General features: G+C 47.9%; 17 protein-coding genes and 1 pseudogene. 16 read left to right on the top strand and 2 right to left on the bottom strand.

The window, feature by feature from the left end; genetic code table 11:
* Positions 1-32 precede the first annotated feature (32 nt).
* The 16 genes from dxs to NW213_RS03120 all read left to right on the top strand — a co-directional run bounded on the left by dxs (position 33) and on the right by NW213_RS03120 (position 21076).
* Positions 33-1934 (top strand): 1-deoxy-D-xylulose-5-phosphate synthase, encoded by a 1902-nt coding sequence (dxs, locus tag NW213_RS03195; protein ID WP_154043170.1) that lies wholly within the window; start codon positions 33-35, stop codon positions 1932-1934.
* 22 nt (positions 1935-1956) lie between these two features.
* The gene (trkA, locus tag NW213_RS03190) at positions 1957-3297 is read left to right on the top strand and encodes a Trk system potassium transporter TrkA (protein ID WP_154043169.1); all 1341 of its coding nucleotides are present in this window, start codon (positions 1957-1959) and stop codon (positions 3295-3297) included.
* 147 nt (positions 3298-3444) lie between these two features.
* Positions 3445-3804 carry a hypothetical protein gene (locus NW213_RS03185; protein WP_258321827.1) on the top strand — a complete coding sequence of 120 codons (360 nt, stop codon included), beginning with the start codon at positions 3445-3447 and terminating at the stop codon, positions 3802-3804.
* Between the two features lie 104 nt (positions 3805-3908).
* Entirely contained in the window at positions 3909-4259 is a 351-nt protein-coding gene (locus NW213_RS03180; RefSeq protein WP_154043168.1) for an NADH-quinone oxidoreductase subunit A, read from the top strand.
* Positions 4250-4828 (top strand): NADH-quinone oxidoreductase subunit B, encoded by a 579-nt coding sequence (locus NW213_RS03175; protein WP_258321826.1) that lies wholly within the window; start codon positions 4250-4252, stop codon positions 4826-4828. Before NW213_RS03180 ends, NW213_RS03175 begins: the two co-directional genes overlap by 10 nt.
* Positions 4829-4959: 131 nt before the next feature.
* On the top strand, positions 4960-6531 hold the full coding sequence (locus NW213_RS03170; protein ID WP_154043166.1) for an NADH-quinone oxidoreductase subunit C: 1572 nt from the start codon (positions 4960-4962) through the stop codon (positions 6529-6531).
* Between the two features lie 170 nt (positions 6532-6701).
* Positions 6702-7790, top strand: a complete 1089-nt coding sequence (gene nuoH, locus NW213_RS03165) for an NADH-quinone oxidoreductase subunit NuoH (RefSeq protein WP_204390494.1) — start codon at positions 6702-6704, stop codon at positions 7788-7790.
* A 68-nt stretch (positions 7791-7858) separates the two neighbouring features.
* Complete coding sequence (locus NW213_RS03160) at positions 7859-8362, top strand: NADH-quinone oxidoreductase subunit I (RefSeq protein ID WP_258321824.1); 504 nt, start codon at positions 7859-7861, stop codon at positions 8360-8362.
* Positions 8363-8484: 122 nt separating this feature from the next.
* Positions 8485-8997 (top strand): NADH-quinone oxidoreductase subunit J, encoded by a 513-nt coding sequence (locus NW213_RS03155; protein ID WP_258321823.1) that lies wholly within the window; start codon positions 8485-8487, stop codon positions 8995-8997.
* A gap of 12 nt (positions 8998-9009) precedes the next feature.
* Positions 9010-9327, top strand: a complete 318-nt coding sequence (gene nuoK, locus NW213_RS03150; protein ID WP_154043162.1) for an NADH-quinone oxidoreductase subunit NuoK — start codon at positions 9010-9012, stop codon at positions 9325-9327.
* 14 nt (positions 9328-9341) lie between these two features.
* Positions 9342-11231: an NADH-quinone oxidoreductase subunit L gene (gene nuoL / locus NW213_RS03145; RefSeq protein ID WP_258321822.1), complete on the top strand. Its 1890-nt coding sequence runs from the start codon at positions 9342-9344 to the stop codon at positions 11229-11231.
* Positions 11232-11297: 66 nt separating this feature from the next.
* The gene (locus NW213_RS03140) at positions 11298-12779 is read left to right on the top strand and encodes a NuoM family protein (RefSeq protein ID WP_154043160.1); all 1482 of its coding nucleotides are present in this window, start codon (positions 11298-11300) and stop codon (positions 12777-12779) included.
* 127 nt (positions 12780-12906) lie between these two features.
* Entirely contained in the window at positions 12907-14406 is a 1500-nt protein-coding gene (locus NW213_RS03135; RefSeq protein WP_258321821.1) for an NADH-quinone oxidoreductase subunit N, read from the top strand.
* Between the two features lie 362 nt (positions 14407-14768).
* The gene (locus NW213_RS03130) at positions 14769-17447 is read left to right on the top strand and encodes a TonB-dependent receptor (protein WP_258321820.1); all 2679 of its coding nucleotides are present in this window, start codon (positions 14769-14771) and stop codon (positions 17445-17447) included.
* 120 nt (positions 17448-17567) lie between these two features.
* The gene (locus NW213_RS16965; protein ID WP_375338101.1) at positions 17568-19928 is read left to right on the top strand and encodes a hypothetical protein; all 2361 of its coding nucleotides are present in this window, start codon (positions 17568-17570) and stop codon (positions 19926-19928) included.
* A 176-nt stretch (positions 19929-20104) separates the two neighbouring features.
* Complete coding sequence (locus NW213_RS03120) at positions 20105-21076, top strand: type I phosphomannose isomerase catalytic subunit (protein WP_258321819.1); 972 nt, start codon at positions 20105-20107, stop codon at positions 21074-21076.
* A 49-nt stretch (positions 21077-21125) separates the two neighbouring features.
* Here the strand turns inward: NW213_RS03120 and NW213_RS16960 are convergent.
* Together NW213_RS16960 and NW213_RS03110 are read right to left on the bottom strand one after the other, a co-directional pair.
* Positions 21126-21558 (bottom strand): annotated as a pseudogene (locus tag NW213_RS16960) (lactonase family protein).
* Between the two features lie 31 nt (positions 21559-21589).
* Positions 21590-21793: a hypothetical protein gene (locus NW213_RS03110; protein ID WP_258321817.1), complete on the bottom strand. Its 204-nt coding sequence runs from the start codon at positions 21791-21793 to the stop codon at positions 21590-21592.
* Positions 21794-21906: the final 113 nt, after the last annotated feature.

Below are 21906 nucleotides of genomic sequence, written 5' to 3'. Positions count from 1 at the left end.
TTTTGTGGAAGAAATGTTTAATTAATGTATAGATGGAACATAACACATCATATAAATTCCTTAACGAAATTGACAGTCCTGAAGACCTCCGCAAACTTCCGGTTGAAGATTTGCCAGAAGTATGTAGAGAATTGCGTGAGATGATAATTGACGAACTCTCACGAAATCCGGGACATTTTGGTTCCAGTCTGGGAGTAATAGAACTTACAGTTGCATTACATTACACATTTTCCACACCATACGACCGTATAGTATGGGATGTGGGACATCAGGCATACGCCCACAAAATACTGACTGGAAGACGTGACAGATTTAGTACAAACCGAAAGCTAAACGGTCTTGCACCTTTCCCGACACCTTCCGAAAGCGAATACGACACTTTTACATGCGGACACGCATCCAATTCAATATCTGCAGCTTTAGGTATGGCTGTAGCCGCAAAGCTGAAAAACGAGACTAACAGACACATTGTTGCCGTCATAGGAGACGGTTCAATGAGTGGGGGACTTGCTTTCGAGGGATTGAACAATGCTTCGGCCACTCCAAACAATCTGCTCATTATCCTCAACGACAACAATATGGCTATAGACCGTAGCGTTGGCGGAATGAAACAATATCTGCTCAATCTGCACACATCCGAAGGATATAACCGTTTCCGCAACGTGATGTCCAGACAGATGTCGAAATGGGGATTTCTTACAGACGAAAGAAGAAAAGCAATTATACGTTTCAATAATAGCGTGAAGTCGCTACTCATGCAGCAACAGAATATTTTCGAAGGCATGAACATAAGATACTTCGGTCCTATAGACGGACACGATACAGTATCTATGATAAAGGTACTGAACGAAATAAAAGACATGAGCGGACCGAGACTACTGCACATTCATACCGTAAAAGGCAAAGGATATAAGCCTGCAGAAGAGTGTGCTACGGAATGGCATGCACCCGGAAAATTCGACAAAACCACAGGAGAAAGAATAAAGCCTTGTGCCGAAGGAATGCCTCCGCTGTTTCAGGAAGTATTCGGCAACACATTGCTTGAACTTGCACAGTCTAATAAAAAAATAGTAGGTGTAACTCCCGCCATGCCTTCAGGATGTTCCATGAACATAATGATGAAGGAAATGCCTAACAGAGTATTCGACGTAGGAATAGCGGAAGGACATGCGGTGACATTCTCGGCTGGAATGGCGAAAGACGGACTAATACCTTTCTGCAACATATATTCTACATTCATGCAAAGAGCATACGACAATGTGATACATGATGTAGCAATTCAAAAACTCAATGTCGTAATGTGTCTTGACAGAGCCGGACTTGTGGGAGAAGACGGTGCTACGCACCATGGTATATTCGATATAGCATACATGAGGATTATACCTAATCTTACAATTGCCGCCCCTATGGATGAGCACGAACTGAGAAAGCTGATGTACACAGCACAGCAGCCTGACATGGGACCTTTTGTTATAAGATATCCTCGTGGACGTGGAATGCTGACCGACTGGAAATGCGAATTTGAGGCTATACCTGTGGGAAAAGGACGACTACTGAAAGAAGGTAAGGATATGGCTGTCATCACATTGGGCCCTATAGGATACAAGGCACAAAAAGCTATAGAAAGGATGGAAAGCGAAACAAATCTAAGCATAGCACACTATGACCTCAGATTCGTTAAACCGCTTGACAAGGAAATGCTGGACAGCATAGGTAAAAACTTCAGGAAGATTATAACAATAGAAGACGGAGTGCTTTCAGGTGGTGCCGGCAGTGCTGTCATGGAATTTATGTCGGACAACGGATATAATGTTGATATAAAAAGACTTGGTATAAAAAACTGCTTCGTACAACATGGCGCTGTAAACGAACTGTACAAGATATGCGGGCTTGACGAAGAAAGCATATATCAATTTATTAAAGATTTTAGATAACAATAATTTTAATATATAAGTCGTGAAAATAATAATAGCAGGTGCAGGTGCTGTAGGTACACATCTGGCAAAACTTCTTGCCGGAGAAGATCAGGACATTATCCTGATTGATGAAGATCAGGAAAAATTGGGGAAAATGAGCAGTAATCTTGATATGATGACTGTGAACTACTCTCCTACCTCTATTAATGGATTAAAGGAAGCAGGGGTGGCAGGAGCCGACCTGTTTATTGCGGTTACTCCTGACGAAAGCCGCAATATGACCGCATGCATGCTGGCCAATAATCTGGGAGCAAAAAAGACGGTAGCCAGAATAAACAACTACGAATATCTTCTTCCCAAGCATAAAGAATTCTTTAGCGGATTGGGAGTAAATTCACTCATTTACCCGGAAATGTTGGCTGCCAAGGAAATTGTTGACGCCGTAAAGATGAGCTGGATAAAGCAATGGTGGGAATTTGCCGGAGGTTCGCTCATCATGATAGGTGTGAAAATGAGAGAACAGGCAGAAATTCTGAATGTTCCTTTCCACGAATTAGGAGGACAAGGTATTCCGTTCCACATAGTAGCAATAAAAAGGGGAAACGAAACAATTATACCTAGAGGTGACGACTACGTAAAACTAAACGATATTGTTTATTTCACCACTACAAAGAAATATATACCATACATCAGAAAAATATCAGGATGCGAAAATGAAGCGGACGTAAGAAGTGTCATGATCATGGGTGGAGGCAGAATAGCTGTACGTACAGCACAATATCTGCCTGAATACATGAAAATCAAGATCATAGAGATGGACGAAAACAGATGCAACAGGCTTACTGAAATCGTGGATGATGATGTTATGGTTATCAACGGCGACGGACGCGACATGGAACTTCTTATTGAAGAAGGCATCAAAAACACGGAAGCTTTTGTTGCACTGACAGGCAATTCGGAGACAAACATTCTTGCGTGCCTTGCAGCCAAACGTATGGGAGTGAGCAAAACAGTGGCAGAAGTGGAAAACGTTGATTACATAAGTATGGCGGAAAGCCTTGATATTGGAACCGTTATCAATAAAAAATATATTGCGGCAAGCCATATTTATCAGATGATGCTCAAGGCTGATGTGTCAAACGTAAAATGTCTGACTTTCGCCAATGCCGACGTAGCGGAATTCATTGTAAAAGAAGGTTCCAGAATAACAAAAGCTCAGGTAAAGGATATCGGATTGCCTAAAGGAGCTACAATAGGAGGACTCATCAGAAATGGAGAAGGTGTACTCGTAACAGGTAACACTACTATCCAAAAAGATGACCACGTGGTAGTATTCTGCCTTGGGGCAATGATTAAAAAATTAGAGAAATATTTCGGATAACATGTTTTTTAACATAGGAATAATCAATTTTACGCAAAATATATTCTAACTTTGCGCGAAAGATTGAAAAGGTAATAGTTTTTTTATATGATTTATTGGTTAAGGATAATATTTTTGAGCATACTGTCTCTTCTTGTTTTTCAGAGCATGGAAGAAAATGTCATTTCTGCTTACATGACAGATACATGCGCTGAGAACATATTATCTGATACTGATAAAAATATATCATTCGAGGAATCATCCTCAGACGATTACCTGCTACGGACAATAAATCACATTCTTAAATCAAGATATGCCGAACTGTCTGTATCTGCCTGTATATTCACTTCAGGTTGTAAAGATAATAATGACAGTAAATTCACACAGATTCTAAGCGGAAAAGAGACTTGCAATAATACCGTTTATAAACATTATTGCACAGATCGAGAAAAGCATTTCAACAGGCATAATCTGATAAATTCTCCAAAAGAATATTACATCTATACATTGGAAAAAATTATCATTTAGATATTTTTCTGATGTCTTCCTTCATATTTTCATATGGAGAAAAGACTTCGTGTACGAACACAGTCTATATAAAGCATAAAAACAATAATCTAAAATAATAAATCATGTATTTTATTTTTTTAATCGTAGTAATTCTCACAGCAATTGCTTTGGTAGTGGCAGCCATGACCATCTCCAAACTAATTGCCCCCCGCTCATTCAATCCACAGAAAGGAGAGCCTTATGAATGTGGTATCCCCACAAGGGGTGAGTCGTGGGTGAAATTCAAAGCAGGCTACTACCTGTTTGCCATTCTGTTTCTGATGTTCGACATCGAGACAGTGTTCCTCTTTCCATGGGCAGTGGTAGTTGCACAGACAGGGGTCTATGCCTTGGCAGGCGCGGCCTTCTTCCTGGGAATACTCATTTTAGGCCTTGCATACGCATGGCGGAAAGGAGCGCTGGAATGGAAATAAAGAAACGCACGGGCATACGCAGTATGCAGTATGAAGAGTTTACGAACAACGACTATCTGGAGCGCATGGTACGCCGGCTGAATGCCGACGGCGCGGGAGTGATAGTCGGTACGGCTGACGAGCTGATAAACTGGGGACGGAGCAATTCGCTATGGTCGCTCACGTTCGGAACAAGCTGTTGCGCCATAGAGTTCATGGCGCTGGGAGCGGCACGCTATGACATGGCGCGCTTCGGTTTCGAGGTGACCCGCAACTCGCCGCGACAGGCGGACATGATAATGGTGCTGGGAACCATCACTCACCGTATGGCTCCGGTGCTGAAGCGTCTGTACGACCAGATGGCCGAACCGAAATATGTGGTGGCTGTGGGCGGATGCACCATAAGCGGCGGGCCGTTCAGGCGGTCGTATCATGTGGTGAACGGTATAGACAAGATTATACCTGTGGATGTGTTCATCCCGGGATGTCCTCCGCGTCCGGAGGCGTTCTACTACGGAATGATGCAGCTGCAGAGGAAAATAAAGGTGGAACGTTTCCTGGGAGGAGTGAACCGGAAAGCTAATGAATAATTAATAATTAATAATTAAAAATGAACCAACGGTCAGCGAAGCTGATAATTAAGGTGATGACATCAACCCATTATTAATTCTTAATTTTTAATTATTAATTGAATAACGTTATTAACTGTTAATTGAACAAAATGATTTCTGACAATATAATAACTGTAAGACCCGAAGAGCTGGCGGCCATGGCGGAACGGCTGAGGTACGACGCGGCGGAACCTATGGACTATCTGCGCGACATCGTGGGTATGGACTGGGGCGAAGAGGGTCTGGGCGCGCTGTACTACATGGAATGTACCTCCACGGGCAGCCGCCGTGTGCTGAAAACTGCCACTAAGGACAGGGAGAGGGCTTTTCTGCCGTCGGTCTGCCATCTGTGGAAAACGGCAAAGATCAAGGAACGCGAGGTGTTCGATTTCTTCGGCATCCGCTTCACGGGAAATCCGGACATGCGCCGCATCTTCCTGCGCGAGGACTGGAAGGGATTCCCTCTGCGCAAGGATTACGATATGGACTCCAATCCGCTGAACATGGAGAATGAGGTGAACGCCGACGTGACGGAGGAATATACCCTGCGTCCGGACGGAACGATAGAGGGGCATGAGAATGTGGTGTTCGGCAAGGAGGATTTCGTGGTGAACATCGGTCCGCAGCATCCTTCCACTCACGGCGTGCTGCGTATGCGTACTTCTATCGACGGCGAGAACATACGCCACATCGATCCTGTGCTGGGATATATCCACCGCGGGATAGAGAAGATGAACGAGAGCCTTACTTATCAGCAGACTCTGGCGCTGACGGACAGGCTGGACTATCTGAGCGCGCATCAGAACCGTCATGCGCTGTGCATGTGCATCGAGCAGGCGGCGGGAATAGAGATTTCGGAACGCGCGCAGTATATCCGCACCATAATGGACGAGCTGCAGCGTATCGACTCGCATCTGCTGTTCTACTCGTGTCTGGTGATGGATATGGGCGGACTGACTCCTTTCTTCTACGGATTCAGGGAGAGGGAGATGATTCTGGACATTATGGAGGAAACTACGGGCGGACGCCTGATTCAGAACTATAACGTGATAGGCGGTGTGCAGGCGGATCTGCATCCTGACTTCCGGCGCAAGGTGAAGGAGTTTATCAGGCATCTGCGCAGTGTGATAAAGGATTATCACGACATCTTTACGGACAATGTCATAGCACGGCAGCGTCTGATAGGCGTGGGTGTCCTCTCGCGCGAGGATGCCATTTCGCTTGGCACCACCGGCGGCACGGGACGTGCTTCGGGATGGAGCAACGACGTGAGGAAGCATCATCCGTATGCCATGTACGACAAGGTGGATTTCCGCGAGATTACACGTACGGAGGGCGACTCGTTTGCGCGCTACATGGTGCGTATGGACGAGATTATGGAGTCGTGCCACATCATAGAGCAGCTTATCGACAATATTCCTGAAGGGGAATACCGCGTGAAGACGAAACCTGTGATAAAGCTGCCTGAAGGTAACTTCTCGACATCGGTGGAAAGCAGCCGCGGCGAGTTCGGAGTGATGCTGGAGAGTCATGGCGACAAGTATCCTTACCGTCTGCATTACCGCTCTACGGGCCTGCCGCTGGTGGATGCCATGGACACGGTGTGCCGCGGACAGAAGATTGCGGACCTGATTGCGATAGGCGGAACTTTCGATTTCGTGATTCCGGATATAGACCGATGAATAATTAAAAATTAAAAATTAAAAATTAATAATGAACCAACGGTCAGCGAAGCTAACCAACGGTCAGCGAAGCTAATAATGAAGAGCGATGACATCAACTCATTATTAATTATTAATTCTTAATTGAACAACGTTCTTAATTCTTAATTATTAATTATTAATTGAATAAAATGTTTGACTATTATAATCTTGAACCGCTCCTGATGTGGATTCACAGCACGATGTGCAGCCTGATGCCCGAATGGATGGCCTTCACGATAGAGGGTATTGCCGTGGGGGTGTTCATCATGGTGATGTATGCGGTGCTTGCCATTATCCTTATATATATGGAGCGAAAGGTGTGTGCGGCTTTCCAGTGCCGTATCGGACCGGACCGTGTGGGCGGACGCGGAGGACTTCTGCAGGTGCCTGCCGACGTAATTAAAATTCTTACAAAGGAGATTATATCTCTGAAAAACTCGGACAAGTTCCTGTACGGGCTGGCTCCGTTTCTGGTGATCATGGCGTCAATCCTGACATTTTCGTGTCTGCCATGGAACAAGGGGGGCGAGATCCTGCATATGAACATCGGTATATTCTTCGTGCTGGCGGCTTCGTCCATCGGTGTGCTGGGTATCCTGCTGGCGGGATGGAGCAGTAACAGCAAATATACGCTTATCGGAGCCGTGCGAAGCGGAGCTATGATTATCAGCTACGAGCTGTCAATAGGTATAAGCGTGCTCACCATGGTTATCCTGTGCGGAACTATGGACATTCAGGAGATTGTGGCTTATCAGGAAAACGGATGGAACATCTTCAAGGGACATATCCCGGCGGTGATGGCGTTCGTCATCTATCTGATAGCGGGTAATGCGGAGGCCAACCGTGCGCCGTTCGACCTGGCGGAAGCTGAACAGGAGCTTACTGCGGGATATCACACTGAATATTCGGGTATGCACTTCGGATTTTTCTATCTGGCGGAGTATCTTAACCTGTTCATCACTTCCGGAATAGCCGTCACTCTGTTCCTGGGCGGATGGATGCCGCTGCACATTGTGGGGCTGGACGGGTTCAACGCCGTGATGGACTACATCCCCGGGATGATATGGTTCGTGGGAAAGACTTTCTTCGTGGTGTTCCTGCTGATGTGGATAAGATGGACTTTCCCCCGATTGAGAATAGACCAGGTGCTTATACTGGAATGGAAATACCTGATGCCGCTGTCGCTGCTGGTATTAATGATTATGACCGTAATGAAGGTGTTCGGTCTGGTGTTTTAATATTAAGTTGTTAGATTCTAGTTGTTAGAACTAAAAACTAAGAACCAACAACTAAAAACTGAAAAACTATGGGATCTTTTAAAGAATATATCAACGGATATGCCTTCGGAGTGAAGAGCCTGCTTGTGGGTATGCGCACATCGATGAAGGTGTTCATGCAGAAAAAGGTGACGGAACGCTATCCGGAAAACAGACATACCACACTGCACATTCCGGAACGCCACCGCGCCATGCTGGTGATGCCGAAGGATGAAAACGGAAACAACAAGTGCATTGCCTGCGGGCTGTGCCAGATGGCGTGTCCTAACGGAACCATTCACATCACAAGCGAGACACGCGAGACGGAAGACGGAAAGAAAAAGAAATTCCTGGTGAAATATGAATACGACCTTGGCTCGTGCATGTTCTGCCAGCTGTGTGTGAACGCCTGTCCGCACGACGCGATACGCTTCAGCAACCATTTTGAGAACGCGGTGTTCGAAAGGGAGAAGCTGGTGATGACGCTTAATGAACCAACGGTCAGCGAAGCTAACCAACGGTCAGCGAAGCTAACCAACGGTCAGCGAAGCTAATAATTAATAATGAAAAATTAATAATGGGTGGATGATATCACCTTTAATTATTAATTGTTAATTATTAATTGTTAATTGAGCAACATTATTAATTATTAACTTTTAATTTTTAATTAACAAACATGTTTTCACTTTTTGAAATAGCATTTTATGTTGTGGCCCTTTGTATCATAGTATTTTCCGTACTGGCGGTCACTACAAGCAGCATACTGCGCTCGGCTACACATCTGCTGTTCGTGCTTCTCAGCACGGGAGGTATATATGCCATACTGGGATACACTTTCCTGAGCGCCGTCCAGCTGATGGTCTATGCGGGAGGTATCATAGTGCTCTACGTGTTCTCCATATTGCTGACACGTTCCTCCGGAACAATGAAATATAAGATTCGCCGCGGCAAGATGGCCAGTGTGTTGCTGACCAGCCTTGTGGGTATGGCACTGGTGATGTTCCTAATCGCTACAAACGGCTTTGCGCTGAACATGATTCCACAGGGTGTGGAGCTTCCGGTGAAGAATATCGGCGAGGCCCTCATCGGAACAGAAAAGTATCAGTTCGTATTGCCTTTCGAGGTCATGAGCGTGCTGTTGCTGGCCTGCATGATAGGAGCTATTATGATTGCAAGAAAAAGAAACTAAAAACAAAGGATTATGGAAATAGAAGTACACGTTATACACTATCTCGTGATAAGTACAGTGATGCTGTTCTGCGGAATATACGGTTTCTTCACACGCAAGAACCTGCTGGCACTGCTCATCTCGGCCGAACTGATGCTTAACGCCACGAACATCAACTTCGCGGTGTTCAACAGATATCTCTTTCCGGGACATCTGGAAGGACATTTCTTCAGCCTGTTCGGTATAGCCATAGCTGCGGCGGAAACTGCAGTGGCAATAGCCATTATCATCAATGTTTACAGAAATATAAACAAGATCCTTACCGATGACATTTCGGAGATGAAGGGATAAAAAACTTAATGTACATGGAATATACTATATTTATACTGGCCCTGCCGGTGCTTAGCTTTCTGGTTCTGGCTCTGGCGGGAATGAAAATGCCTCACAAGGTGGCAGGAGCGATAGGAACTCTGTCGCTGGCGGCTGTCACTGTGCTGAGCTATATCACAGCCGTGGGATATTTCACTGCGCAGCGCACCGCAGAAGGACTTCTGCCTGTCTCTACGCCGTGGAACTTCAGTTGGCTGCCGTTCACGGAGTCGCTGCACATCGACATGGGTATCATGCTGGATCCTATCTCGGTGATGATGCTGGTGGTTATCTCTACCGTGTCGCTCATGGTGCACATCTATTCGTTCGGATATATGAAAGGGGAACGCGGGTTCCAGCGTTATTACGCTTTCCTCTCGCTGTTCACCTTCTCAATGCTGGGACTGGTGGTGGCTACCAACATCTTCCAGATGTACGTGTTCTGGGAGCTTGTGGGCGTTTCGTCATATCTGCTCATCGGCTTCTATTACACCAAGCCTGAGGCTATAGCGGCTTCTAAGAAGGCTTTCATCGTGACACGTTTCGCCGATCTGGGATTCCTTATCGGTATCCTGCTCTACGGCTACTATATGCAGACTTTCACCTTCTCTCCTTCCGAAGAACAACTGATGAGGGCGGGTATGGTATTGCCTTTGGCCCTCGGCCTGATGTTCGTGGGTGGTGCCGGAAAGAGTGCCATGTTCCCTCTGCACATCTGGCTGCCTGACGCGATGGAAGGCCCTACTCCGGTGTCTGCGCTGATTCATGCGGCTACTATGGTTGTGGCTGGCGTGTATCTCGTGGCAAGGATGTTCCCTCTGTTCATCGGCTTCGCTCCGCAGACTCTTCACTGGGTGGCATACATCGGAATGTTCACCGCTTTCTATGCCGCTACGGTGGCTTGCGTGCAAAGCGACATCAAGCGTGTGCTTGCGTTCTCTACCATCTCGCAGATCGGTTTCATGATGGTGGCACTGGGCGTATGTACAAGCCTTGACCCTCACGAAGGCGGACTGGGATATATGGCCTCAATGTTCCATCTGTTCACTCATGCCATGTTCAAAGCGTTGCTCTTCCTCGGCGCGGGATGTGTGATACATGCTGTCCACAGCAACGAGATGTCGTTCATGGGCGGACTGAGGAAATATATGCCTGTCACTCACATCACTTTCCTTATAGCTTGCCTTGCCATCGCGGGTATTCCTCCGTTCTCAGGCTTCTTCTCAAAGGATGAAATTCTTACGGCTTGCTTCCGCTTCAGCCCTGTTGCGGGATGGATAATGACTGTCATTGCCGGAATGACGGCTTTCTATATGTTCCGTCTTTACTATTGCATCTTCTGGGGTAAGACAAATGATAATTATGTGCATCACACTCCGCACGAAAGTCCTGTGGTGATGACATTGCCGCTCATCATCCTTGCGGCCATCACGGTTGTGGCAGGATGGGCAATGCCTTTCGGACATTTCGTTTCGAGCAACGGACATGCGTACGACATTCATCTTGACACTACAGTAGCTGCCACAAGTATCGTCGTAGCGGTAATAGCGATACTTATCGCCACATGGATGTATGCAGGAAAGACTCAGCCTGTGGCAGACATGCTTCAGAAGAAGTTCAGCGGTCTGCATCACGCTGCCTACCGCCGTTTCTTCATGGACGAGGTCTGGATGTTTGTCACAAAGAAGATTATCTTCCGTTGCGTCTCTACACCTCTTGCATGGTTCGACCGTCACGTAATCGACCAGTTCATGAACTTCATGGCCTGGGGCACTAACGCTGCCGGCGAAACAGTACAGCCTATGCAGAGTGGAAAGATTCAGACTTACACCATGTGGTTCCTGGGAGGTATTATCGTCCTGACTGCGGCACTTATCCTACTGTGATAAAACCACATTTACTCAACAAGCTTTCAGCTTTTAATTATTAATTTTTAATTATTAATTGAAACAATGAATATATTAAGTTTATTTGTAATAGTCCCTTTGGTAATGCTGCTCGGTCTGTGGCTGGCAAAAGGCATAAACCAGGTGAGAGCGGTAATGGTTGCCGGTTCTACCATCCTGCTGGGACTTTCCGTATGGCTCACCATAGCCTACATCGGGCTTAGAAACGGAGGAGCTACAGAAGAAATGCTCTTCACCGCAAGCACTCCATGGTATGAGCCGCTGAATATATGCTACTCTGTCGGAGTAGATGGTATATCTGTAGTGATGCTGCTGCTCAGCTCTATAATAGTATTCACAGGTACATTCGCTTCATGGCGTCTGCAGCCTATGACGAAAGAATATTTCCTCTGGTTCACTCTTCTGAGCACCGGAGTTTTCGGTTTCTTCATCTCTACCGACCTCTTCACCATGTTCATGTTCTACGAGGTTGCGCTCATCCCTATGTATCTGCTCATCGGCGTATGGGGAAGCGGAAAGAAGGAATATGCCGCCATGAAGCTTACCCTCATGCTTATGGGTGGTTCGGCATTTCTGCTCATCGGTATCCTTGGCATATATTATGGTGCCGGAGCCGAGACAATGAACATCCTTGAGATTGTGAACCACAAGATACCTACAGAATATCAGCGTCTGTTCTTCCCGTTGGTTTTTGTCGGCTTCGGAGTATTGGGAGCCTTGTTCCCGTTCCACACATGGAGCCCTGACGGTCACGCTTCGGCGCCTACTGCAGTATCAATGCTCCACGCCGGAGTACTTATGAAACTTGGAGGCTACGGCTGCTTCCGCATCGCTATGTATCTTATGCCTACCGGTGCAGCCATCTGGGGTGATTTCTTCCTCGTCCTGACAACAATCTCTGTAGTATATGGCGCATTCAGCGCAGTGGTACAGACCGACTTGAAATACATCAACGCATACTCTTCAGTGAGTCACTGCGGTCTGGTTCTTTTCGCCCTTCTGATGATGACTAAGGTCAGCGCCACAGGTGCCATCCTGCAGATGCTGAGCCACGGACTTATGACAGCATTGTTCTTTGCCCTGATAGGTATGATTTACGGAAGGACTCACACCCGCGACATCCGCCAGCTCAGAGGCCTGATGAAGATTATGCCGTTCCTGGCTGTGGGATACGTCATTGCCGGTCTTGCGAACCTCGGTCTTCCGGGATTGAGCGGTTTCATTGCCGAAATGACTGTTTTTGTAGGTTCATTCCAGAATCCTGACAACTTCCACCGCGTCTGCACAGTGATTGCCACAATGAGTATCGTGATAACCGCTGTATATATCCTCCGTGTGGTAGGAAAGATTCTTTACGGCACTTGCGAAAATCCCGAGCATCTGAAACTCACCGACGCTACTTGGGACGAAAGATTTACCGTAATCTGTCTTATAGCTGCCGTAGCCGGACTCGGACTTGCGCCGTTCTGGGTGAGCGATGTAATCAGCTACAGCGTAGAACCTATTATTTCGGCAATAGTGAGATAAATAATAATTAATAATGAATAATTAATAATTAAAAATGGGTGGATGCTATCACTTTTAATTATTAACTCTTAATTATTAATTGAGCGACGTTTTTAATTATTAATTTTTAATTCTTAACTAAAAAAACATGTTTCAATTTATACCAATGCAGGCAGAAATCAGTCTCGCGGCCATAATGGTGATAATCCTCCTGGCTGACCTGATTCTGAAAGAACCTCACCACAAGACTTTGCAGACTATGGCATGCACTCTGATGGTGATACAGATTGTCCTGAACATACAACCGGCAGCCGGAGAGTATTTCGGCGGAATGTACCACTGTACACCGGTAGCATCTGTGGTGAAAACAATACTTACCGCAGGAACACTCCTCGTGTTTATGCAATCCGGCGAATGGATTTCGGCTCCTGACACACGCCATAAGGCAGGAGAGTTTTACGTAATAACCATAAGCACACTCCTGGGAATGTATTTCATGGTGAGCGCAGGCAGCTTCATACTGTTCTACGTAGGTCTTGAACTAGCCAGCATCCCGATGGCGTGTCTCATCGCATTCGACAAGTGGAAGCACCACAGCGCCGAGGCAGGGGCAAAGTTCATACTGAACTCTATGTTCTCATCCGGTCTGATGCTGTACGGCCTTTCTCTGATTTACGGTACATGCGGCACAACCTACTTTGCCGACATGACAGCAAGCATCACAGGCACACCTCTGCAGATACTTGCCATGGTGTTCTTCTTTGCAGGTCTGGGCTTCAAGCTGAGCCTTGTGCCGTTCCATAACTGGACTCCGGACACATACCAGGGCGCGCCTACAGCAGTGGCTGGCTATTTGTCTGTCATCTCGAAAGGTGCCGCAGCCTTCACACTGATGAGCATCCTGACAAAAGTGTTCGCTCCGATGTCCGACCGCTGGGAACTGATGCTGAGCATCGTCATCGTACTGACTATCACACTGGCAAATATATTCGCTATACTGCAGGACAACATGAAAAGATTCATGGCATACAGTAGTATATCACAGGCAGGATATATCATGCTTGCTGTAATTGCAGGCAACACTCAGGGTACCGCATCACTGATATACTACGTGACAGTATATATCGTGGCGAACCTTGCAGTATTCGGTGTTATAGGGGCAATAGAAAGACATACACTGGGCGAAACATATGCCAATGCAGACAAGGCTGAAGGTGAACTTCCGGAAAACGCCCTCTCACGTTCTGATGAGACAGTGAAATCAGAATATGCCGTAAGCCGCAGCGCATATGCAGGACTTTACCGTACCAATCCGCGCCTTACATTCGTTATGACACTCGCCATGTTCTCACTTGCCGGAATTCCTCCGTTTGCAGGATTCTTCAGCAAGTTCTTCGTGTTTGCTTCGGCTTTCAACGCAGGTCACTGGCTGGTTGTGTTCCTGGCACTTGTAAATACCGTAATCTCGCTTTACTACTATCTGCTTGTGGTAAAAGCCATGTATATCACTCCTAATGACAACCCGCTGCCACACTTCCGCAGTCCGTGGCTGACACGTGTCTCACTTGCGGTATGTCTGGCAGGAATAATCCTGCTTGGTATAATAAGCAGTGTATATGGAGGAATAGAGTCGGTAGCTGCTTTTTAGAATTCTATTAGGTCTTGTCTCTACTTATATTTTTGCTTTTACTGCAAATAGAATTTTAAAATGATATAGTTATGGATGCATTAGGATTTACTTTTTTAATTACAGCTATCATAGGTGGCGCTTTTTTGGCGTGGACTTATACAAAGAGCGGTAAAAAATGGATTGACAGTCTATAACCGATATCGGTTACATATATTAATAAAGGATATATCTCACAAAAAAAGATATATCCTTTTTTTATTTCTCCCACCATCAGCTGTAACCTATATGTAACCGATACGTAAACGTATTATAAACATATGGAAACATCCAAGTAACACCACAGAAGTAATTTTGCCCCTGAAAACAAAAGGATAGAAAGAATGAACGACATTAAGAAACTGATGCTTGTATCTCCAATGCTGATGGCGGCGGTAAGCATGCAGGCTATTGACGTTAAAGGGGTGATAATTGACAAGGCTACCGGCGAACCGCTAATAGGCGCAACCGTACAGATAGAGGGAACAACAACCGGAGCCGTTACGGACATCGACGGAAGATTCGAACTTGGTAATGTCAAAGACAGGGACATACTGATAATCCAATACGTAGCCTACCAGTCACAACGTATTACAGTCGATAAGAATCTGAAAGGGGAAATCACAATAGCCATGAGCACTGACAACCAGCAGCTGGACGAGGTGACAGTGGTGGCAAAGAAAAACCTTGAGGGAGAACGCGCACTGATGATGGAGAGACAGAAATCGAGCGTAGCGATAGAGAACCTCGGTGCAAAGGAGATGAGCACAAAAGGTATTTCGAACGTGGCCGAAGGCGTGAAAAAGATATCAGGAATATCAATCGCATCGGCAGGACAGATAATAGTGCGCGGTCTGGGCGACAGATACAGCACCACCACACTGAACGGACTTCCGATAGCATCGCCTAATCCGGACAACAAGCTTATCCAGCTCGACATATTCCCTACATCCACAGTGAAGAACATCACAGTGAGCAAGGTATATGAGGCAAACACTTTCGCCGACTATTCCGGAGCGCACATCGATATAGGCACGAAAGAACAGACAGGCGAAGATTTCTTCAACATTTCATTCAATACAGGCGGCAAATTCAATACTCTGGGCCAGGATATGTACCGCATGGATCACGAAGGAACTCTCTTCAGAACTCCAAAGCTGAACAGCACATATACAGAAATGGATCTGACAGATTTCGAAAACTATGCCCGCCACAACAAGCTTTTCAACACCACATTCGACGTATCGAAAAGAAAAGCCTTGCCTGAGTTCGGCGGAAACATAGGCTTCGGAAAGAACTTCGACCTGGCAGGAAACAACCTGAGCGTGCTGGCATCCATAGGCGTGAGCAACGGACAGCAGCTGATGAAGGACGCATACGTACGCACGCTTGAAGCCACAGGAAACACACTGAACAACTTCTCGTACGACAGCTATACCAACGAATTGAAGCTGGCCTCACTTGCCAGCGTAGGCTACTCGTTCAGGAAGCAGGATCTGCTGAGCTATACTTTCTTCTACGCCCGCAACGCCTCGGACACATACATGCGCCGCGAGGGTGTGGACTACGAAGACCACAATCTGATAGGCAGCAACAGCGTGTCGCACATCTACAGCCTGCAGAACCACCAGCTCAGCGGCAAGCACTACATAAAGGACGCATGGAGCATCAACTGGAGCGGCTCGTACAGCAAGACATCGAGCGCCGAACCTGACAGACGCCAGGTGATGTTCGAAGTGCAGGACGACAACTCCCTGGAGCTTTTCAAGCTGAACCGCCAGGAGACGATGAGATACTTCGGATCGCTGGACGAAAACGAATGGGTGGCAAACCTCATGAGCGACTATAAATTCGGCGACAGCAACAAGATACAGGCCGGAGTGACCTACAAGGACAAACAGCGCGACTACAAGGCCACACGCTTCTACTACAACCTGAACAAGCTGAACCCGACAATCACAGACATTTACAATCCGAGCGAATATATCAATCAGGAGAACATCGAGAACGAACTGCTCACCATCAATCTGGTGAACCAGCCGAAAGACCAGTACCGTGCAGGCAACAGCATCATAGCCGGATATATCCTTGCCGACTACTATCCGATAGAGTCTCTCCTGCTGAACCTCGGAGTGAGATACGAATACTCGCGCCAGTGGGTTGACTACCACACCGACGGCGGACGCCCCGAGAGAAGCGAGCTGAACACAGGCGACCTCTTCCCTGCAGCCAACTTCCGCTATCAGATGAACAGCGACAACAGCCTGCGCTTCTCATTCTCGCGCACAGTGACCCGCCCGTCGTTCATCGAGATGGCCCCGTTCCTCTATCAGGAATCATACGGCGCGTCGCAGATACGTGGTAACGCCGACCTGCAGAACGGCTACAACTACAACTTCGACCTCCGCTACGAACTCTTCCGCCAGAACGGCGACATGCTTTCCGCCACCGCCTACTACAAGCACCTCGAGAGTCCGATAGAACGAATCCAGGAACTCTCCGGAGGAGCCACAGTGCAGTCGTTCCGAAATGCCGACAACGGTATGGCAGCCGGAGTGGAAGTGGAATTCCGCAAGGAAATAGTCAAAGACCTGCGCCTGGGAGCAAACGCCTCGTTCATGTACACCAACGTGAAGCTTCCCGAAGGAGGGGTATATACCAACGACCAGCGAGCACTGCAGGGAGCATCACCTTATCTGGTCAACGCCGACCTGACCTACAGCCCGCGCATAGACGATGACAGGCAGATATCAGCCGCCCTGCTCTACAACCTTCAGGGACCGCGCATCCACACAGTAGGTATCTCAGGACTTGGCGACGTAAAGCAGCAGGCAGTCCACACACTGAACTTTGCCGGAAGCATGAAGCTGAACAGCCGCGTATCGGTAAAACTCCAGGTCAACGACCTCCTCAACCAGCCTGTAATCTTCCGCCAGGAAGTTCCAAAGACAGGCGAGACACTTGAAGTGGAAAGATTCAAACGCGGAAGCAGCTTCGAGATAGGAGTTTCATATACGCTTTAATTAAAAATTAAAAATTAAAAATTAAAAATTAAAAATTAAAAATTGGGAACTGCAAGTCAGCGAAGCTAATTAAATAGAGACTGAAAACATAACAAATAAAACATTTCAAAAAAACTTTTTATGAAAAAGAATTGGAAACTTGCCACTCTCGCACTGGCAACAACAGGACTGCTGTTCACTACAGCATGTACAGAAGACACTATCGGAGACGGCGGTATCGGCAACATCGCCGACAATCTCCTGAACGCCGATATCACAGAAGACGTCACTCTGAAAGCAGGCATAACCTACACTCTCGACGGAGGTATCCACGTAAAGAACGGAGCCACTCTGAAGATCGAGCCGGGAGTAAAGATTGAAGCCATCCACGACAACAAGGTCGATTACATCCTCATAGAACAGGGAGCCAAAATCGATGCCCAGGGTACAGCCACCCAGCCTATCGTCATGACTTCACAGAAGAAGGAAGCCGGAGCATGGGGCGGACTCCACATCTGCGGATACGCGCCTACAAACGTGGGTACAGGCACATCGGAGATAGGTGACGCCACATACGGAGGCGACAAAGCTGACGACAATTCCGGCGTTCTGCGCTACGTCCGTATGGAATACACAGGCTATGCCTTCAGCGAAGACAAGGAATCAAACGGTATCACATTCTACGGCGTCGGTAGCGGAACTACAGTGGATTACGTTCAGGCCTTCATGGGCTCCGACGACGGTTTCGAGTTCTTCGGCGGCTCGGTAAATATCCGCCATGCGGTAGTGACCGACTGTAGCGACGACTCGTTCGACTGGACAGAAGGCTGGAACGGCAAAGGCCAGTACCTCGTGGCATACCAGGGAAGCAAGGACGAGATAGGCTACGACTGCGACTGTCTGATGGAATGCGACAACCACAGCACCAACTTCGCGGCCACTCCGGTATCGTTCCCTACACTTGCCAACGTAACCCTTGTGGGCAACGGCGGAACAGCACAGGGTGTACGCCTTCGCGCCGGAACAAAGGTAGGCCTCTATAACACCATCATCACAGGCAAGGGAAAATGCCTCACAGTAGAGACAGAACCTACAGAAAGCGCCCTGAAAAACGGCGAGTCAAAGCTTAACTACGTCACTATAGGTTCAGGTTTCACAAGCAAGGAAAACATCTATACACAAAGCGACTTCCTCGCAGCGGAAAACAACAACGAAGTGAAAGACCTCACACCGATACTCAGATCATTCTACGTCGGTACAGCCGAAGGAGGCCGGAATATGAGCACTGTAGATTCATTCTTCGACGCGGCGGAATATCGCGGAGCCGTTCCTGCCGACAACGACTGGACAGCAGGATGGACACTTTCAAGCGGATCGGAAGCTCAGGAGATAGAAGAGCTGAAAGGCACAGTGACATCCGATGTCACCCTGGCTGCAGGAAAGACATACTATCTGACAGGCGACTACACAGTGAAAAGCCCTGCCACACTCACCATAGAAGAAGGAGTGACAATCATTGCCAAACACGACAACACCGTTGACTACATCCTGGTGGAACAGGGAGCCAAAATCAATGCCGCGGGTACAGCCGAAAACCCTATCGTCATGACATCCGAAAAGAAAGAAGCCGGAGCATGGGGCGGACTCCACATCTGCGGAAAAGCCCCTATCAACGTACAGGGCGGCAAGGGAACATCCGAAATAGGTGATGCGGCATACGGTGGCGACGACGCGGCCGACAACTCCGGAAAATTGAGCTACATCCGTCTGGAATACACCGGCTATGCATTCAGCGAAGACAAGGAAGCCAACGGAGTGACATTCTACGGCGTGGGCAACGGAACCTCAGTAGATCATCTGCAGGCATACCGCGGTTCCGACGACGGTTTCGAATTCTTCGGAGGAACAGTCTGCGTGAAATACATGGTAGCCACAAGCTGCAGCGACGACTCGTTCGACTGGACAGAAGGATGGTGCGGAAAAGGCCAGTTCATGGTGGCATACCAGGAAAACGAAGAGACACTGGGCTATGACTGCGACTGCCTGATGGAATGCGACAGCAACGACAAGGACAACTCGCTCACACCAGTCTCACATCCGGTACTGTCGAACCTGACACTTGTGGGCAACGGCAACGACGGCCGCGGAGTACGCCTGCGTGCCGGCACCGAAGTGGAACTCTACAATGCCATAATCACAGGCAAGGAGCAGCCTCTCACTGTGGAAACCGTGAACACGGAAAACGCGCTGAAAAACGGAATATCCCGATTGAACTACGTAGAAATATCAGGCATATTGTCATCAAAACAGAACATCTATACCAACGACCTCTTCCAGGCAGCCGAAGGCAACAAGACAAACGCCACTTTCACTCTTGAAGACAAATTCATCGGTACAGCAGACGGAGGAAAAGACATGTCGTCCGACTCATTCTTCACCGCAACCGACTACAAAGGAGCCGTCACCGCCGACGACAACTGGACAGCCGGATGGACTCTCTGATCCTCCGGAAACACGGAAATACACATACCCCCACGGGAAAACACACACCGGGACCGCCGCCACTTGAAGCGACGGCCCCGGTCCTTTTATCAGAAAATCCTCCCGACAGCAACCACGGTAAAGAATTTTGACGTATCTTTACGTCCGTAATCATAACCTATAAAAACCATATAATTATGTATCCGTTGAAATTCCGTCCCATCCTGAAAACCACAATCTGGGGTGGCGACAAAATCATTCCGTTCAAACACCTTGACAGCACACAGCAGAACGTAGGCGAAAGCTGGGAAATATCCGATGTCCCCGGCGACGAATCGGTAGTGGCAAACGGGGCCGATGCCGGAAAGAACCTCACACAGATGGTTCAGGAATATAAAGGAGCCCTGGTGGGCGAAGCCAACTACACACGCTTCGGAGGCAAGTTCCCGCTGCTGATAAAATTCATCGACGCCCGGGACGATCTTTCAATCCAGGTTCACCCTGACGACGAACTCGCCATGCGGCGCCACAACTCCATGGGCAAAACCGAGATGTGGTACGTGATAGACAATGCCGGAGGCCGCGCCCACCTGCGCTCGGGCCTGAGCCGCGGCATCACGCCCGAACAGTACGAACAGATGATAGCCGACAACACCATCTGCGACGCCCTGGCCGACTATGCCGTCCGTCCCGGCGACGTATTCTTCCTCCCTGCAGGACGGATACACAGCATCGGAGCCGGATGTTTCATAGCCGAAATACAGCAGACATCGAACATCACATACCGCATCTACGACTTCAACCGCAAGGACAAGAACGGCAACACACGCGAGCTGCACACCGAACTGTCAAAAGAGGCAATAGACTACAGCGTACAGCCGGACTACCGCACCGCCTACACTCCGTGCAAGGACCGTCCTGTAGAACTGGTGACGTGCCCATATTTCACCACATCCGTATATCATCTTTCGCGGCGGATGACCATGGACTATTCCGGACTCGACTCCTTCGTAATCTATATCTGCATGGAAGGATCGTGCACGATAAAGGACGACCGTGGAAACAGCATCAGCATGCAGGCAGGCGAATCAGTTCTTTTCCCGGCCACTACCGGAAATCTTGAAGTGACACCCGACGGTGAAGTAAAATTCCTTGAGACTTACGTATAACACACAGCATAAAGAAAGCAATCCCCCACCCCGGGAGATTGCTTTCTTTCTATTTTATCCATCTCACGCAGACCGGAGCTTTGGCCGGTATCCTTTTTCCAGTATCAACCGGCATCCCCGTATCCTTATCCACACTGTATATCTCTATAGCATTCTCGTCGCGACACGCCACAAGGATATACCTCCCGTTCGGGGTTATGGCGAAATTGCGCGGATGCTTTCCCGTAGGGCGACAAATGGATATCGGCACTACCCTCACCTCCCACGGTGTCAGCCTTCGCCGTACGGATTATCTCCACCGTACGGCCGCCCTCCGTATCCATCACCACCACATCACCGCTCAGCTCCGTTATCACATATGCACGCTTCCCGTTTGGATGAAAACATATATGCCCGGGTCCGCTACCGTCCGCACCGGACACCGTCAGGCTTCCGCCGGAATAATTCGCCGTGAAAGCCACGCCCCTCTTCGCGTCCGCCATAACGAAACACGGAGCAGAGCCAAGGGTCCTGTCATGCCCTGCCATGGCCGGCGTCATGCTGTGCGAATGTGAACACCTTGATGCCTTCCTCATTCTGCGGGGAATAACTTCCGGCCACGAATACCAGCGAATCCTTATTCACGCCGTCTGCTTCCTTTCCTTTATTATTTACCGCCGAGCACCCCATAAACAGCAACGAAGCCGATAAGAAAAAAATTTGGTTGGTTTTATTCATGATGTTAAGGGTTAAGAATGTGTTGAGGAAGCAAAAATATATATATATATATTTTATCCATAGGAATTGGTACTTAGAGAGTTTTTTATTATTTTTGCAGACAATTTAATACT

It is taken from the genome of Bacteroides sp. ET336, from assembly GCF_024733815.1.
In the GTDB taxonomy this organism is placed as follows: Bacteria; Bacteroidota; Bacteroidia; order Bacteroidales; family Bacteroidaceae; genus Phocaeicola; species Phocaeicola cellulolyticus.
This window is presented reverse-complemented; position numbering and strand designations above follow the sequence as displayed.